The 15,674-nt window shown below is 42.2% G+C and carries 14 protein-coding genes; 10 read left to right on the forward strand and 4 right to left on the reverse strand.

Translation table 11 applies throughout. From position 1 onward, the window contains the following. Positions 1–466 precede the first annotated feature (466 nt). The 3 genes from WKF69_RS01505 to WKF69_RS01515 form a co-directional block, all read right to left on the reverse strand. Positions 467–754: a hypothetical protein gene (locus tag WKF69_RS01505; protein WP_340378937.1), complete on the reverse strand. Its 288-nt coding sequence runs from the start codon at positions 752–754 to the stop codon at positions 467–469. A 15-nt stretch (positions 755–769) separates the two neighbouring features. Continuing rightward, the gene (locus WKF69_RS01510) at positions 770–1,711 is read right to left on the reverse strand and encodes an HNH endonuclease (RefSeq protein ID WP_340378939.1); all 942 of its coding nucleotides are present in this window, start codon (positions 1,709–1,711) and stop codon (positions 770–772) included. 514 nt (positions 1,712–2,225) lie between these two features. Further along, positions 2,226–2,699, reverse strand: coding sequence for a hypothetical protein (locus WKF69_RS01515; RefSeq protein ID WP_340378941.1), 474 nt, complete (start codon positions 2,697–2,699; stop codon positions 2,226–2,228). A gap of 208 nt (positions 2,700–2,907) precedes the next feature. Here WKF69_RS01515 and ispG point away from each other — a divergent pair, with 208 nt between their 5' ends. Next, positions 2,908–5,061, forward strand: coding sequence for a (E)-4-hydroxy-3-methylbut-2-enyl-diphosphate synthase (ispG, locus tag WKF69_RS01520; protein WP_340379045.1), 2,154 nt, complete (start codon positions 2,908–2,910; stop codon positions 5,059–5,061). A gap of 103 nt (positions 5,062–5,164) precedes the next feature. Here ispG and WKF69_RS01525 read toward each other — a convergent pair whose 3' ends face one another. After that, entirely contained in the window at positions 5,165–6,034 is an 870-nt protein-coding gene (locus WKF69_RS01525; RefSeq protein ID WP_340378943.1) for an alpha/beta fold hydrolase, read from the reverse strand. Positions 6,035–6,331: 297 nt separating this feature from the next. Between WKF69_RS01525 and lspA the strand changes: the two genes are divergently transcribed. The 9 genes from lspA (at position 6,332) to hemE (ending at position 15,673) form a co-directional block, all read left to right on the forward strand. Beyond that, on the forward strand, positions 6,332–6,847 hold the full coding sequence (lspA, locus tag WKF69_RS01530; protein WP_340378945.1) for a signal peptidase II: 516 nt from the start codon (positions 6,332–6,334) through the stop codon (positions 6,845–6,847). A gap of 274 nt (positions 6,848–7,121) precedes the next feature. Beyond that, positions 7,122–8,348: a glutamyl-tRNA reductase gene (gene hemA / locus WKF69_RS01535; RefSeq protein ID WP_340378947.1), complete on the forward strand. Its 1,227-nt coding sequence runs from the start codon at positions 7,122–7,124 to the stop codon at positions 8,346–8,348. 67 nt (positions 8,349–8,415) lie between these two features. After that, positions 8,416–10,053 (forward strand): hydroxymethylbilane synthase, encoded by a 1,638-nt coding sequence (gene hemC, locus WKF69_RS01540; RefSeq protein ID WP_340378948.1) that lies wholly within the window; start codon positions 8,416–8,418, stop codon positions 10,051–10,053. 4 nt (positions 10,054–10,057) lie between these two features. Beyond that, positions 10,058–11,026 (forward strand): porphobilinogen synthase, encoded by a 969-nt coding sequence (gene hemB, locus WKF69_RS01545; RefSeq protein ID WP_340378949.1) that lies wholly within the window; start codon positions 10,058–10,060, stop codon positions 11,024–11,026. Positions 11,027–11,161: 135 nt separating this feature from the next. Continuing rightward, the gene (gene hemL, locus WKF69_RS01550) at positions 11,162–12,544 is read left to right on the forward strand and encodes a glutamate-1-semialdehyde 2,1-aminomutase (protein ID WP_340378950.1); all 1,383 of its coding nucleotides are present in this window, start codon (positions 11,162–11,164) and stop codon (positions 12,542–12,544) included. A gap of 1 nt (position 12,545) precedes the next feature. Next, positions 12,546–13,421, forward strand: coding sequence for a HAMP domain-containing sensor histidine kinase (locus WKF69_RS01555; protein WP_340378952.1), 876 nt, complete (start codon positions 12,546–12,548; stop codon positions 13,419–13,421). Next, complete coding sequence (locus tag WKF69_RS01560) at positions 13,411–14,115, forward strand: response regulator transcription factor (protein WP_340378954.1); 705 nt, start codon at positions 13,411–13,413, stop codon at positions 14,113–14,115. The genes WKF69_RS01555 and WKF69_RS01560 overlap by 11 nt, the downstream gene beginning before the upstream one ends. A 2-nt stretch (positions 14,116–14,117) precedes the next feature. Then, entirely contained in the window at positions 14,118–14,633 is a 516-nt protein-coding gene (locus tag WKF69_RS01565) for a tetratricopeptide repeat protein (RefSeq protein ID WP_340378956.1), read from the forward strand. Between the two features lie 14 nt (positions 14,634–14,647). Further along, a complete protein-coding gene (hemE, locus tag WKF69_RS01570; RefSeq protein ID WP_340379047.1) occupies positions 14,648–15,673 on the forward strand; it encodes a uroporphyrinogen decarboxylase in 1,026 nt (341 codons plus the stop codon). The last annotated feature ends 1 nt before the right edge of the window (position 15,674 follow it).

The raw sequence follows: 15,674 nt of genomic DNA on the forward strand, positions 1-15,674 counted from the left end.
TTATACGAAAGGTGTCGGAGAAATGTTGCTTTATTCTTGTGAGGTAGGTCAGTGCTTAGTCACAGGTTAGTCATAGAATTTCCGATGAGCTCCTTTCAACTTCCCTAAGACCTCCGAAGAACCTCCGAACAAGCTCCGAAGGAAAGAGTGTGTTAGACTTGATTCTGTAATGTAATTTTAGGGGCCAGGAATGGGGGTTGGATTTGGGGTTTTTGTAGCAGGGGTGCTTATGTGAATATAGAATTTTTTTTGTTAAACCTTAAATTTTCTATTCGAATTTTTCAATAAATGCCTTCTGGTTTTCCTGAGCTTAAAATTCTAATTTTCGCTTGTCACCTCAGTACCATACCGGATTGCCGCTTCAAGTACATCAACATTTATATCTTTCAAAGTTTTGAACTTAATGCAATACCCGGTCACGCTTGCCTTGCCCAGGTCTTTTCCAAACGTTTGGGCTAAGAAGGTTTTATCTTTGATACTGATTAATACTAATAGAGATACCGGTTGTGTTTGCGCTCATGCCAATTTGAAAAAACTCCCTGGTTTTTCCGTTAGCATATTTTATGGTGTGAAATCCGTAGCCAATAGTGGGATTACTAACGATTTTATTTTCGCTGTTTTTGCCATCGGAGAACCATAGTTTACATCCTGGGAGGAGGTCAAGGGTGATGCGGCGGTGCAGCTCCTGGAGGTCACTGCGTTTTGGTTCGGGTTGGGTGGTGATGTAGGTTTGGATTTGTTGTTGTAGGTCCATGTTAGGTACGGATGATTAACCTTTAAATATATTATTGTGCCACTCAATATAATCAGAATTTGGCTTCTCAATTATTTGATTTGGAAGGTTTAACAACTCTTTACCATGATATTGATAATATTCCTTTCCATTCTCAAATTCCTCCTTAATTGCCTTGCTGATTTCAACCTTGTAGTCTTTAGTAATAGTAATGTATCCACAATCAAAAAGCTTGTGCATGTCAGACCTTAGTAATATTCCATTTGAGACGTGATGTGGCCCCTGCTCATTATAAGGTTTAATATGTGCAGCATCTAAAACTGGCAAAGTTTTTTCACCACTGATTGAACATCTTCGACTGTATGCATCCGTAACTAGAACGCGAAATGCTCCCTGACCGATTCTTGGTTTGTGCAACCCTGGTTTTCCATACCCGGGCCATTCGGAATCGGAAAAACTGAGCGGTGAGCCGGGTATATTTAAACCAATATTAGAGTATTTTTGTATGACCAAGTCAATTTGATTCCACAGTTCAATACCTGCTAACGTAGTCGTGTCAAACCCTTTCCCTTGCACTATTCCAGTTTTACTCATATATGGATCAACGGAGATCCAATCTTCTAGCCGGAAAAAAATAGGATCAGTTAGAACTATGCATCCAATTGTGGGATTCAAGGTTTCTTTATCATTTCGGTAAGCTAGAATGGATTTTGAGAATTCATGGAATGATCTTGAGCCATTTCTCTCTCTAAACACATCCCAAGCCATGTTCAAGGGTAACAGTGTATGACTAGAAAAAAAGCCAACTCCGCCTATGACATGATATGGGGCTTTTAATTTGAAGAGAAAAGGTTCTCCTTGTTGAAGAATTCTGAAATTTGTACCACCGCCAGGCTGCCAGAAATTGATATCCTCAGGAGAAATCTTGCTCAAATAATTAAACCAGTTGTGATCTGTTGTTCCGAGGTAAAACTTCATTAATATTTATCTATTCTAAATTTTTTTCATGGTACTATAAGAAGTTATTTTAGTATTAGGGAATACGAAGGTGCTTGAAAATCAAAGTGAAGACTATAATGCGAGATTTAGATTATTAAACCTAATCACAACTTTCCACCATTCCAAATAGTTGTTAATAATATTTCTCTGAAGTTCAATTACTTGTCTCGTCACATCACCTTCTTGTTTTCAATCATTCGCTGTGCATGGAAACTTTAATAGCAGTACTTACTGATCCATCTAAACCTGATCGAAGCAAGTAGCCGTTACTAATATCATTAGAGAAAATAAATGTGCCTGGCAAATTCGATCATTTTGTTGACGTCAACAAAATGATCCCGCACCTCATTGCCGGTCGTTTTGCATGTCTCCTTTGCCTTTTTTCATAATAACCAGCTTTGTTCGAATTTACGAAATGTACAGCGCAGCTATTTGTTTGTTGAAACGTAAACCGTTAATTGCTTTTTTACCAGAGTGCTTTTCAAAATAGAGGTTAGCAGCATCCCCAATAAGCCACGGTCTTCTTCAGCTTTTTAGACCAGGCGATTTTTCGATTGTATTCGTAGCTCAATAAGTATGAAAAGCCTATTGCTGTGCGGTCGGTACGGATATCATTCCAGATCTTTAAATCGGAATAGTCGGTGTCGGTCGGGTCTTTTGGAGTTATAGCGGGCGTCAGGAAATTTTTCTTATCGAAGAATTCTTTAACTCTTTTTAGGATATATTCTTCTTCTTGTTTTACGCTGAAGCCATCAATCTCAAGCTCATTGGATAGCGAGAATCCCTCAAACGTCTCATGGTACAAACGAATTCCCCTTGGACTAAAAATTTCGAAAGTCGCCTTTGACTTGAGTAGCGTATTTCCTGTAAGGGTTAATTTAAAAACATCCTGTGTTTTAGGATCAGAGAACGCATGTTTAGCGGTTGAAGATGCGAGGATTTTTTGAGCATGCGCTGGTATGCTCATTATCATCAGACAAAAAAATAAAAGACAGTTGCGCAAGCTTAGTTTTCCCATGTGAAAAAGTGTTAAGATAAAAATACAAAAAAGGATGAATGATTTTCCTGTTAGTAATCCTCTCCGCCCGGAATCCTATGAATCTTATAATCCTCCTAATCCTAATCCCACTCTCAATTTTTCTCCCTATTTTTGTGGATTGCATCCCAAATTGTTAATGGACAAACCAGTCATCTCCAGCCTTCCCGGCATTTACTGTAACTCTCAAAGCACCTATTCCCGGTTTTTAACCAGGGAGGTTAAGATTGGCGAGATTGCGATGGGCGGGGTGAATCCTATCCGGATCCAGAGCATGACAACTACGGATACGATGGATACAATCGGTACTGTGGAGCAGTCGATACGGATGGTGGATGCAGGTTGTGAGTATGTCCGGATAACAGCTCCAAGCATTAAAGAGGCCAGAAACCTCGGAGTTATTAAAAAGGAATTACAGCACAGGGGATATAATGTTCCTCTAATTGCAGATATACATTTTACTCCTAATGCGGCTGAAGAAGCTGCGCGGATAGTCGAAAAGGTAAGGATCAATCCGGGCAATTATGCGGATAAAAAGAAGTTCGAAAATTTCGAGTATACTTCACTAGAATATCAAGCTGAGCTTGAGCGGATATATAAGAAATTTACGCCATTAGTCAAGGTTTGTAAGGAATACGGAACTGCGATGCGGATCGGTACCAACCATGGTTCTTTATCCGACAGGATCATGAGCCATTATGGCGATACTCCTCAGGGAATGGTTGAGTCGGCGATGGAATTCATGCGTATGTGTGAAGACCTGAATTACTATAACCTGGTGATCTCCATGAAATCGAGCAATCCGCAGGTTATGGTTCAGGCTTACCGCTTGCTGGTTGAAACCATGGTGAAGGAAGGCATGAACTATCCTTTACACCTGGGCGTGACTGAAGCCGGGGATGGTGAAGACGGCAGGATCAAATCGGCTGTTGGGATTGGAGCTCTGCTCGAAGACGGTTTAGGCGATACTATTCGAGTGTCCTTAACGGAGGAGCCGGAAGCTGAAGCCCCTGTGGCGATTGCGTTGGCGGAGCGCTATGGGCTGCGCGAATTACGAATTACGAATTACGAATTACGGGCAGACGTACCCGGAGCGGCTAGTCCATCCAGCCCAACAACCAACAACCTGCCTACCGGACAGGCAGGCCAACAACTAACAACCCACCACTCCCCATACAGCTACGAAAAGCGTAAAACCACAGAACTCAACACCTTCATCGGCGGCCACCAGGTTCCACGAGTAATTATTGATCTCTCCACAAAGAATTTAAAAGACCCTGCGATACTCAGCGATGTAGGTTATATCTATTCGCCGATACTGGACAAGTATAATATGGGTGAGCAGTCGACGGACTTTGTTTACCTGGGAGATGAGCTGCCTTCATTCAGTTTTCCGGGCAATTTAAAGCAGCTTTATAACTACTCGACGTGGCGGAAGCTTCAGAATAAAGCTAATTGTCACCCCCTGTATACCTTGCAGGAATATGTTGAGGCAGAGGAGAAGGATTTTTCATTGAATCTGGTTTATATAACTAACGCTGATATTGACGGCGAGCTTTGCGACCGGATCCTGCTCGACAATACGCTGGTATTTGTTTTAGAAACGAATGAGATCTGCGGGCTTCATGATCAAAGGGCCGCATTTCTCCGATTTTTAGAAACGGGGGTGGAAGTACCTGTTATTATTAAAAGAAATTATGAGTTGACAGTTGACAGTGGACAGTTGACAGTTGTAAATCGGACTAATGACGCGGTAGTTAACTCTGGGGTTACCAACAACCAACAACCAACAACCAACAACCAACCGGTAAACGAAGCTGACAAATTCCAACTCTACTCCGCTACCGATATCGGCGGCTTGATGCTTGACGGTTTCGGCGATGGGATCTGGCTGGATGCACCGGATATCTGGCCTAAAACGATATTAACGACTTCTTTCGGCATACTGCAGGCTACACGCTCAAGGATCTCAAAAACAGAGTATATTTCTTGTCCGAGCTGCGGTAGGACCCTGTTTGATTTGCAGATCACGACCCAGATGATCCGCAGTCGTACCGACCATCTCAAGGGTTTAAAGATCGGGATCATGGGCTGCATAGTGAATGGGCCTGGCGAAATGGCCGATGCTGATTATGGCTATGTAGGTACAGGGCCTGGAAAGATCACGCTTTATCGTGGTAAGGAAGTTGTTAAGAAAAACGTAAATACGGAAAATGCGCTTGATGAATTGATTGGGATCATCAGGGAAGATGGGAATTGGGTGGAGCCGGTTGCTTCGCTTCACTCGCAATGACATAGTTTTGCTTCGCTTCACTCACAATGACATTGGGCTCAAAAAAAGCCTCTATGAAGCGTTGTTTTGCAGACAACTGGTTTCAATAATGTCATTTATAAAACTATTCAGAATTCGGATTTGAATTTATTGTCCTTGCGAGCGAAGCGAAGCAAAATTCAATACTTTTCTCGCAAACCAATTGAAGCTCCAGGGGCAGGTCGTCCCTCGTAAACGGGTGTTCGGAGCCGAATACATGGTTAGCGTGGGTGACTACAAATAGTTCCGCACTCTGGGAGCGCTTTTCCAGCTCTTTGGCCTGATCAATATTTACATTAATATCTTCGTCACCATGAATGATCAGCCATGGTTTGTTGACCCGTTCTGCCGCAATGAGAATATCATACGATCTGGCATGTTTTTCCAGGTCGTGAAGCAGATCGATCTTTAATGGAGTGTATTGTTTTGTACGGGTATTAAAGTTATAGATCACACCTTTCTGACGCCATTCATCCTCGTCTTCTGCTTTCCATAAGCTGTTAAATTTCGCAATGGAAGCCCAGGTAATTAATTTGTCAACGCGTTCGTCCTTTGCAGTCTGAATAATGCAGGTTCCTCCGCCACGGCTATGTCCGATGAGCGTTAATGAAACTGGCGCAGGAAATTCGTGACCGCTTTTTATAAAGTTGATCACATGATCCAAATCTTCAAACTCTTTGGTGAATGTATTGTCGCCAAAAGCGCCGAGGTCAACAAAGTCTTCAGGACTTTCCGGTGTGGTTCCGTTATGTGAAAAGTTAAATTTTAGATAACGAAGCCCGTGTGCAGCAAAATATTCTGCCACCATATTGTGAGTACCCCAGTCTTTAAATCCTTTAAACCCGTGCACGAAAACAACCATTGGAGCCCGCTCATTACCGGTTTTATAGGTCAGGTCCATTAAAATTGGCTTGCCTTCTGCCCCGTTTATTGTGAATGTTTGCTTTATGATCATATCTTGATAACGTTTTAGAGAGTATTACGTTTTAGGTTGAGGCTTTTAGGTTGTATGTTTGGCTGAAGAACTGAAAATTGAAAACTGAAAGTTGAATATAGCGTACCTAACGCAGTAGTAACTGAAAGCTGAAAATTGAAAGGTGAATATAGTGAACCTGACGCAGTAGTAGCTGAAAGTTGAAAACTGAATGTGGTGTACCTAAAGTGAAATACTTGATACTGAAAAGGGAAGGTAGGTGTCGTCTGCTTCAACTTTCAGTTTTCAGTTTTCAACTTTTGTAAAGTAATTTCAATAATGAAAATAAGCCTCCTCCTCCGAAATCTCGTCATTCTCACTGCCATCCTGCTCAACATTGGGTGCGATCAGGTTACTAAGAATATCGCAAGAAATAAGATCGAATACCATGAAACTATCAGAGTTGTCGATAACTTTCTAACCCTTACCAGAGTGGAAAATACGGGCGCGTTCCTGAGCCTGGGAAGTAATATGCCAGGATTTATTAAGTTAGTGATCCTAAATGTGTTGCCGGTAATGGTCATGCTTTGGGGATTATATTTAGTGATCGGTAAAACTAACATGTCGAAGCTCTTAGTTACGGGGCTTTGCTTCGTTATCGGCGGGGGTGCAGGTAACCTCTACGACCGGATCCGCTTTGGCTCTGTGACTGATTTTCTGCATATGAATTTTGGCTTATTTCAGACCGGGATTTTCAATATGGCCGATGTTTCGATAATGATCGGGATGGGGGTTGTTTTGGTTGATATTTATCTTAAGCAGCAAATTCTTCGTATTCAAGACATGGAAGAGTAGTACGTTATACGTTTTACGTTATACGTTGCGAGACGCCTGAAGTTTTATGTTTGCGAGGTGCTTAAATATTTTTTGCTGGCTATAGTTTGCATATTTACTTAAAGTTTGTAGAAGCTTGGTACGTAGTTCAGGAGACTTATAACGTACAACGTATAACGTACAACTCCACCTAATTTATAATCAGTCTAAACATCCGTGTTTACAAACAGGTGACACAGACAAAATCGCTTATTGATTACATTTGTGCCGGTTTTTTACTTTAGGATAGCGGGAATTGAAGTTTTTAAAAGTTATTGCATTTACACACAAGTACATAGACCTCAAGGATCTTGGGAAATTTGTGATTTGTAACGAGACGCTGGAATGCAGCCTCGAGCGTGTAAAGCAACGTTTCGATATTCCTGAAATCTTTTACGTCGGTACCTGCAATCGGGTGGAATTTGTGTTTACAGCTGACCGGATTCTGGATAACGAGTTTGTGAAGGAATTTATACACACACTAAACCTATGTATTCCGCAGGAGCAGATCGATAATTTTGTTAGCCAGGTTTCGGTTTACGAAGATATCGAAGCTCTCAACCATCTCCTTCGTATTTCATGTTCGTTGGAAAGTCTCGTTGTTGGGGAGAAAGAAATCCTTGCACAGGTCCGTAAAGCTTATGAGACCTGCAGGGTAGCTGGTTTTACCGGCGATTATTTACGCCTGGTCATGAGCCGTGTTGTAAAAACCGCTAAAGAAGTTTACACCCACACCGGGATCGCACGTAAACCGATATCAGTTGTCTCGCTTGCTTATCGCAAGCTGCGCGAACTGAAGATGTGTACAAATGCCCGTGTTCTGATTATCGGCGCTGGTGAAACCAATAAGAATTTATCCAAATACCTCCAAAAGCATAAATATTCAAATTTTGCCATCTTTAACCGCACGCTTGAGAATGCGAAAGTTCTTGCTGAAGAACTTGGGGGCAAAGCTTTTAATCTGGAAGATCTTAAAAGTTACAAGGAAGGCTTTGATGTTATCATAACCTGCACCAGTGCAACAGAGCCTGTAATTACCAACGATATTTATCAGTCACTGCTCAATGGAGATACTTCCAAAAAAGTAATTGTAGATCTTGCTGTCCCTAATGACACTTGCTGCACCGTTGTTGAGAAAAATCCGCTGACATTTATAGAAGTACATAGCTTACAGGAAATTGCGAATAGTAACCTTCAGGAACGTTATGAAGAACTGATTTTCGCCGAACGCATTATTGATCAAAACATTCAGGAGTTCAAACCTGTTCTAAAACAACGGCGGGTAGAAATTGCTATGAGGGATGTTCCTGAGAAAATCAAAGAGATTAAGGATACAGCCATAAATCGCATTTTCGCGCAGGATATAGAAAGCATGGATGAAAACTCTCGTGAGGTTTTGGCCAAGGTGATGAACTACATGGAGAAAAAGTACATTAGTGTGCCTATGATCATGGCAAAGGATATCCTGATAAATAATAGCTGACACCAATCTGATGCCGGTCATTTTGGTTAATTTTACCCCTCGATAATAGCCGACAATAACAAATGCCATGTCTGATAATATGCCCGGAATAACCGGAAATTCTAAAATTATAATTGGAACACGAGGTAGCGAGCTTGCATTATGGCAGGCTAATTTTGTTAAAGACGAACTCGCAAAACTTGGCCTTGATTCTGAATTGAAGATCATAAAGACTCAAGGCGACAAAATAATAAACCTGAGCTTTGATAAGCTGGAAGGAAAAGGGTTTTTCACCAAAGAGCTTGAAGACGAATTGTTAAGCGGAACAATTGATCTTGCAGTTCATTCACATAAGGATCTTCCTACAAATCATCCTGCCGGATTGATCATCGCTGCGGTTTCCGAACGTGAAGACCCATCAGAATTATTGATCATCCTTAAAGATTGTGTAGACATTCAGCAAAAAATGTCTGTGAAGTTCAGCGGAATGGTTGGTACATCCTCCAATCGCAGAAAGGCACAACTTCTGGCGATTCGTCCGGATCTTGAAGTTGAAGAACTGAGAGGCAATGTGCCTACCAGGATCCAAAAATTGCTGGATGAGGATTATGATGCGATCATGATTGCAAAGGCCGGTGTTCATCGCCTTGGGATCGATCTGAGCGAGTTTTATGTTGAGGAGCTTGATCCGATAGAATTTATTCCGGCACCTGCACAGGGCGTGCTTGCCATGCAGATCCGTGAAAACGATACAGAGCTTTTTCAAAAACTGCAGCCTTTGAACCATCAGGATGTAGCCGAACAAATTGGGTTGGAACGTAAAGTACTTAACCTTTTTGACGGTGGATGTCATATGCCGCTGGGTTGCTATTGCCGTAAGGACGGAGCTCAGTATCAGGTTTGGACATCAAAAGCCGGCGAAGGGGATGAATTTCCCGATCGCCTTTTTATGCAGTCAAAAACACTTAACGGACTGGCGGAAAAGATTGTTGCTAAATTTGACCCCGAGCGCAGGTTTCCAAAGAACGTATTCATCACAAGAGAACTGCCGGAATCCAGTTATTTTAGAACAGCACTTGAAAAGCATGGAATAGAGCTTGAGGGCCGGTCGCTTATTAAAACCTTCCCTTCAATAAATAAACTGGATTCACATATTCTCAGGAATACGGACTGGGTATTTTTCAGCAGCCGAAATGCGATTGAATATTTCTTCAGGCTGGATCCGCAACTGCCGAAAAAAGCAAAGTTTGGCGTATTGGGCAGAGGTTCAGAAGATGCTCTTCGCTACCTCGGCAAAACTGCTGATTTCAACGGGGAAGAAGAAGGCATCGATACAAAGGATATCGCAAAGGAATTTGCACAGATCGCTAACGGCACGAATGTGTTATTCCCGAGTGCAAAAGGCTCTTTGAGAACGATCCAGAAAGCGTTGTCGGCACAAACGAAGATTCTTGAACTGACGGTATACGAGACGGTTCCAGAGGAAGATGTAGCCCAGTCCTATGCTGATGTCCTGATATTCACAAGCCCTTCAAATGTTGAATCTTATTTCGTTAATAATTTACTTGAGCCCGACCAGCAGGTTATCTGTATTGGAAAGTCTACCGGTAAGAAGTTTGATGAGATGGGTGTAAAATATACTTTGCCATACTCTCCCGATGAGGTTGGCTTATCCGAAGCTGTTTTCGCATTAGATTATAGTAGCAGAAGAGATAGTTCATACTAAGAATATGCTGATACGCCCCAGAAGATTAAGGAAATCGCCAATTGTGCGGGAAATGGTTGCCGAAACCCGGCTTTCAAAGGATATGTTCATTTATCCTTATTTCGTAGTTCCTGGCAAGGATAAAGTGCTTGGTATTGATGCGATGCCGGGCATAAGCCACTTTAGCTCTGATGCATTAGTAAAGGATGTAGAAAAATCACTGAAGCTGGGCATAAATAAAGTCCTGCTTTTTGGGGTAGGCGAGAAAAAAACGGAAGATGCAAGTTCAGCTTATGACAGAAATTCGGTCGTAGCGAATGCGGTAAGAGAACTTAAGTCAGCTTTTGGAAATGATATTTTCGTCATTACTGATGTTTGTACCTGTGCCTATACCACACATGGACATTGCGGCATCATGCATGATGATACGGTACACAATGACCAAACGGTTGGTGTACTGGCAAAAATGGCACTTACTCATGCTCAGGCGGGAGCCGACATGATCGCCCCTTCAGATATGATGGACGGCCGTGTTTTAGGGATAAGAAAGGTTTTGGATCAGAACAACCTGGAGAATACCTCCATCATGAGTTACAGCATAAAATTTGCATCTGCTTATTATGGACCTTTCCGTGAAGCTGCAGATTCAGCACCCAGCAAAGGAGACCGTAAAGCGTATCAGATGGATTTCAGGAACCCACATGAAACTATGCGTGAAGCAGCGCTGGATGAGCAGGAGGGAGCTGATATCCTGATTGTTAAGCCGGCACTTGCTTACTTAGATATAATTCATCGTTTGAAACAAAATACCGATCTTCCGGTAGCTTGCTATAACGTATCCGGAGAGTATTCAATGGTAAAAGCTGCTGCTCAAAAGGGGTGGATCGATGATCAAAAGGTTATAATGGAAAATATGTACGCGTTCAGTAGAGCTGGGGCGAATATTATCATTACTTATCATGCGAAGGAGATTTTGGAGAATGGGTGGATGTGAAAAAGAGCCAGGAACCAAGAACCAAGAATCAAGACTTTCCACAAAACGTCCAATTCTGTGTTGAAATATTAAAATACAAGACTTGGGTTATGAGACTATGCAACTTATAACCTACAACTTATAACTTACCACTTAATGTTAGAGTCATTAAAAAAAATATTTTCAGGATCAGAAGCTGAAGTGCCGGTGAATTATACGGGGAAGCCTGATATTTCGAGAGAGAAATCTGCGGAACTGTATGAGAAATCAAAAACCTACTTTCCTGGCGGGGTTAATTCTCCGGTAAGGGCTTTTAAATCCGTACACGGAACACCATTATTCATACAAAAAGGTGAAGGAAGTTTTGTATGGGATGCGGATGGTAATAAGTTTATCGATTTTTGTGCTTCATGGGGCCCACTCATTCTGGGACACAACCATGCAGGGGTTCGCGAGAAAGTTGTTGAAGTGATGCAAAACGGGATGAGTTTCGGTGCACCAACTGCATTGGAGAATCAGCTTGCAGAACTTATCTTAAAGAATAATAAATACATTCAAAAACTGCGTTTCACCAGTTCGGGAACTGAAGCCGTTATGTCGGCTATCCGCCTTGCGCGGGGTTATACAAAGCGTGATAAGATCATCAAATTTGAGGGCTGCTACCACGGGCATTCTGATTCATTGCTTGTGAAAGCTGGTTCAGGACTTGTGACATTTGGAGAGACATCTTCTGCAGGTATTCCGAAAGCTTTCGCTGATGAAACTATCGTTGTTCCTCTGAATAGTGAAGTGGCTGTAAAAGCAGCTTTTGAACAGTTCAGTGATCAAATCGCTGCAGTTATTATTGAGCCTGTTCCGGCTAATAATGGTTTGCTGCTTCAGACAAAAGAATTTCTAGAGTTCCTTCGTTCGATATGTTCAAAAAACAAAACGCTCCTGATCTTTGACGAGGTTATATCAGGTTTCAGGGTGGGCTTTGAAGGCGCTGCGGGATTTTACCAAGTCAATCCAGATATTATAACCTACGGAAAAATTATAGGGGGCGGACTGCCCGTGGGCATGTACGGATCTTCTGCTGAGATTATGGAGATGATTTCCCCTGACGGACCAGTTTATCAGGCAGGTACATTATCGGGAAATCCGGTTGCCATGGCGGCAGGCATTGCCCAGCTTACCGAGTTGTCAAAGTCAAGTTTTTATAAAGACCTGAATAATAAAGCTCTGGAATTTACCGAATCTATACAGCGTTTTGCTACAGCAAGGAATTACAAGTTTAAGATCTTCTCGATCGCATCAATTTTCTGGTTTGCATTTACAGATCAGGAAACTATCAGTTCTGCTGATGAGATTGACTCTTCAAGCATGGAGAAATTCAAGGTGTTTCACCGCGAGCTATTAAACCGGGGAGTTTACCTTGGACCATCAGGTTATGAAGTAGGGTTTGTTTCGTCTGCGCATTCGAAGACCGACCTTGAGAAAGCCAAACGTGCTATTTTCGAAAGTTTGGATTTCGTGTTCCGAGGAGCAAGAGCCGATTGAAATGAGAAGGCCTCTAATCATATTTTATTGTCTCGTGGTCTACATGACCTTCCAGCTTGTTTGGTGGGGGACGTTATTGCTTGCGGCCAGACCAAACAGTAAAGGCATGATAGTGGGAGAGGCAGCTGTCTTTCTTTTTATTGTTTTTGTAGGTGCTTATTATATGCACAAAACCCTGAGCAAAGAACGTAAGCTGCATCAGCAGCAGAAAAACTTTCTTTTATCAGTCACGCATGAGTTGAAATCTCCCCTGGCATCGATAAAATTATATCTGCAGACCATTTTGAAGAGGGATCTTGAACGTGAAAAGCAAAAGGGTTTCATTAATAACTCCCTGAAAGATATTGAGCGCCTTGATGACCTGGTGGAGAATATGCTAATGGCCAGCCAGATAGAAAGCAATTCATATTCGTTTCCAAAAGAAGAATTTAATTTTTCAGACCTGGTAAAGCAAGTCACCAACAGGCTCCAGGTTCATACCTGCAGTTCCCAGATTATTATGTCTGAAGTAGAAAAGGGAATTAAGATCGTGGGGGATAAGTTCGCACTAACTTCGATGGTGACTAACCTGGTAGAAAACGCCGTAAAATATTCACCGCCCTGTGCCGAGGTTAAGGTGGAGCTATTTCGCAAGAATGGAGAGGTTCATTTCGTAACAGCCGATTCAGGGATAGGTATCAGTGATCTGGAAAAAACACGTATTTTTGAGAAGTTTTATAGGGTGGGAAGCGAGGATACACGTAAAACTAAAGGAACTGGCTTAGGTTTATTTATTGTTAAACAGGTGCTTGATAAGCATCAGGCCACTATTAAAGTTAAAAACAATCAGCCTTCGGGAACAGTTTTCGAAGTCATATTCAACGCACATGCCAACTAAACAACGAATTTTACTGGTAGAAGACGAGGATCATCTTCTGGAGGCTATCAAGCTAAACCTGGAACTGGAGGGATACAAAGTATCTACAGCAACAGACGGAAAGAAAGCTCTTAAGATATTTAAGGAAGAGCGTTTTAATCTCGTGATCCTTGATGTGATGCTGCCGGAAATTGACGGCTTTCAGGTTGCTGAAACTATCCGCCTGGAAAATTCAGAAGTTCCAATCATGTTTCTTACTGCTAAAAATACCAGTGAAGATCGTGTAATGGGCTTGAAAAAGGGTGCTGATGACTACCTGGTTAAGCCTTTCAATCTTGAGGAGCTTATACTGCGTGTGGGTATCCTGGTAAGAAGAAGCATGAAGGGTGATGATCTGAAGGAACTAAATTCATATAAGATCGGAGATAAAACTATCTACTTCAACTCGTTTGAATTAAAGGAAGATGATGGCACTGTAACACCTCTAACCAAGAAGGAGACGATGTTATTGAAGCTTTTGATTGAACGCCGTAACGAAGCGGTATCGCGTGAGCAGATCCTGGAGACAGTCTGGAATTATGATGTTTACCCATCTACACGTACGATAGATAACTTCATTTTGACTTTCAGAAAGTACTTTGAGCCGGATCAAAAAAATCCTACATATTTTCATTCAATCCGGGGAGTTGGATATAAATTCACAGACACCCATTAAAAATGTTCACTAAAAAGGCCCGCTTTTGGGTTATTGGAGTTGCCGTATTTCTGCTGGGCTGGACAATAAGCCAGCACGCCTATGAAATAACCGCTGTTATTGGTATTGGTATCGCCCTTCTTATCTGGGGATACTTCCGCGAAGGCACAGTGGTAATGGCAGCCCGTGAATTCCATGCAAAGAACTACGATGGAGCTGAAGAGCTTCTGAAGGAGATCGAAGATCCTGACAGGCTTGGACGGCATCGCCGGGGCTTTTATGAATTCATTTATGGGAACGTTGAGCTTCACCGCCATAATTACGAAGAGGCTGAAAAACACTTCCAAATAGCAAGTAATTTTCCTTTAAGGAACCAGAACGATAAAGCGATTGTGCTTGTACATCTGGCTAACCTTAGCCTTCGTAAGAAAGAATATGAACGCGCGGCCGCCTATGTTGAGCGTGCCAAATCATATAAAATTACCTCAAGGGTAAAAACCATTATTGAAAAGATCGAATCTGAAATTAATAAAGCATAGTGAGTCAGAACAACATACAAGACAGCCTTTTTTTACGCGCAGCATTTTCCAAAGAAACAGAACGTCCGCCGGTTTGGATGATGAGGCAGGCAGGCCGTTTTATGCCCGAGTACTGGGAAATAAAAAACAAGTATTCATTCCTTGAGATGTGTAAAACGCCGGAGATCGCAGCTGACGTTACGATGCTTCCGGTTGATCTGCTTGACATTGACGCTGCGATATTGTTTTCAGACATTCTGGTAACAGCCGAGGCGATGGGTGGTGAGCTTAGCTTTACTCAGGGGGTAGGTCCAAGATTCGCAAACCCGGTACGGAACCAGGCGCATGTGGATGCTTTGCTTACCGATGTGGATGACAAGCTCCAGTATGTTGCGGACGCTATTAAAGTAATCCAGCAGAGGCTCAATGGGAGCATTCCTTTGATCGGATTTGCCGGGGCACCATTTACCGTTATGAGCTACCTTGTAGAGGGCGGCTCATCAAAGGATTTCAAGTTAACAAAGCTTTTGATCCACAACCATCCTGAGCTAGCACATCAGCTGCTAGCAAAAATTGCCAAGGTTACAGTAGACTATCTGAATCTTCAGATCGCTGCTGGTGTAAATGCTGTTCAATTATTTGATAGCTGGGCGCTTGCTTTATCCTGGGATGACTATACCGAATTCTCACACAACTATAATAAGCAGATCATTTCTCAATTAAACCGCAAGGATATTCCCGTAATATCTTTTTGTAAAGGAAGTTCCGTTTTTGCTCCGCTTATGGCAGAAGCGAAACCAGATGTAATCTCGGTGGACTGGAATGCAGATCTGCTTGATATTAAGAAAAAATTGCCTTCAGGTATTGCCGTACAGGGTAATCTTGACCCGCATATTCTTTACGCAGATAAAAGGGTGGTTAAAGAAAGGATCCATCGCCTGTTCGAAAGGATGCAAGGCGAAAAAGGCTTTATCTTTAACCTCGGTCATGGAATTATGCCAGATATTCCGTTTGATAATGTGAAGTATGCGATTGAGGTGGTGAAGGAGTATAAGTATTAGA

It is taken from the genome of Daejeonella sp. (assembly GCF_037719425.1).
Lineage (GTDB): Bacteria > Bacteroidota > Bacteroidia > Sphingobacteriales > Sphingobacteriaceae > Daejeonella.

Excerpts from the sequence above, each read along its gene's own strand:
- WKF69_RS01505 (WP_340378937.1), bottom strand. The coding sequence starts at position 754 with ATGGACCTACAACAACAAATCCAAACCTACATCACCACCCAACCCGAA.
- WKF69_RS01510 (WP_340378939.1), bottom strand. The coding sequence starts at position 1,711 with ATGAAGTTTTACCTCGGAACAACAGATCACAACTGGTTTAATTATTTG.
- WKF69_RS01515 (WP_340378941.1), bottom strand. The coding sequence starts at position 2,699 with ATGAGCATACCAGCGCATGCTCAAAAAATCCTCGCATCTTCAACCGCT.
- ispG (WP_340379045.1), top strand. The coding sequence starts at position 2,908 with ATGGACAAACCAGTCATCTCCAGCCTTCCCGGCATTTACTGTAACTCT.
- WKF69_RS01525 (WP_340378943.1), bottom strand. The coding sequence starts at position 6,034 with ATGATCATAAAGCAAACATTCACAATAAACGGGGCAGAAGGCAAGCCA.
- lspA (WP_340378945.1), top strand. The coding sequence starts at position 6,332 with ATGAAAATAAGCCTCCTCCTCCGAAATCTCGTCATTCTCACTGCCATC.
- hemC (WP_340378948.1), top strand. The coding sequence starts at position 8,416 with ATGTCTGATAATATGCCCGGAATAACCGGAAATTCTAAAATTATAATT.
- hemB (WP_340378949.1), top strand. The coding sequence starts at position 10,058 with ATGCTGATACGCCCCAGAAGATTAAGGAAATCGCCAATTGTGCGGGAA.
- hemL (WP_340378950.1), top strand. The coding sequence starts at position 11,162 with ATGTTAGAGTCATTAAAAAAAATATTTTCAGGATCAGAAGCTGAAGTG.
- WKF69_RS01555 (WP_340378952.1), top strand. The coding sequence starts at position 12,546 with ATGAGAAGGCCTCTAATCATATTTTATTGTCTCGTGGTCTACATGACC.
- WKF69_RS01560 (WP_340378954.1), top strand. The coding sequence starts at position 13,411 with ATGCCAACTAAACAACGAATTTTACTGGTAGAAGACGAGGATCATCTT.
- WKF69_RS01565 (WP_340378956.1), top strand. The coding sequence starts at position 14,118 with ATGTTCACTAAAAAGGCCCGCTTTTGGGTTATTGGAGTTGCCGTATTT.